Source organism: Methylopila musalis, assembly GCF_042679725.1.
Classification (GTDB): domain Bacteria; phylum Pseudomonadota; class Alphaproteobacteria; order Rhizobiales; family Methylopilaceae; genus Methylopila; species Methylopila musalis.
The window spans coordinates 1-562 of the sequence record NZ_JBHTMX010000445.1; the positions used below are offsets into that span (position 1 = coordinate 1).

At 78.3% G+C, this 562-nt stretch carries 1 pseudogene; it reads left to right on the top strand.

The window, feature by feature from the left end:
• A pseudogene (locus ACFQ4O_RS18215) lies at positions 1 to 562 on the top strand (hypothetical protein); the annotation flags it as partial.

A 562-nucleotide genomic window follows, 5' to 3' on the forward strand; every position in this document is an offset into this window, starting at 1 on the left:
GTCGGCGTCTCGCTCTCGGTCGGCGGGTTCGGCGGCGCGGGCAACACCGGCGGCGCGGTGCGGGTGGACAACGCCGGCCGCATCGTGACGCAGGGCGATCTCTCCCACGGCGTGTTCGCCCAGTCGGTGGGCGGCGGCGGCGGAGCCGCGGCGGGCGCCTCGAACGCCTCCTCGGCGGACACCGCCATCGGCGGCGGCTATGGCGGGAGCGGCGCGGCCGGCGGCCACGGCGGCTCGGTCACGGTGCGCAACAGCGGCGTGATCGACACCTCGGGCGCGGGCGCGATCGGCGTGTTCGCCCAGTCGGTCGGCGGCGGCGGCGGCTACGGCGGGACCATGTCCAGCTCGTCCTCCGGCGACGAGGGCTATGCGCTCGACCTCGGTGGCGTTGGCGGCGCGGGCGGAAACGGCGGAAACGTCAGCGTCCGGGTGTCGGGCGCGATCGTGACCCGCAAGGCCCAGGCCCACGGCGTGGTGGCCCAGTCGGTGGGCGGCGGCGGCGGGCCCGGCGGCGGCGCCGGCGGCAAGGGCGTGTTCGCGCTCGCCATCGGCGGGCTCGGCG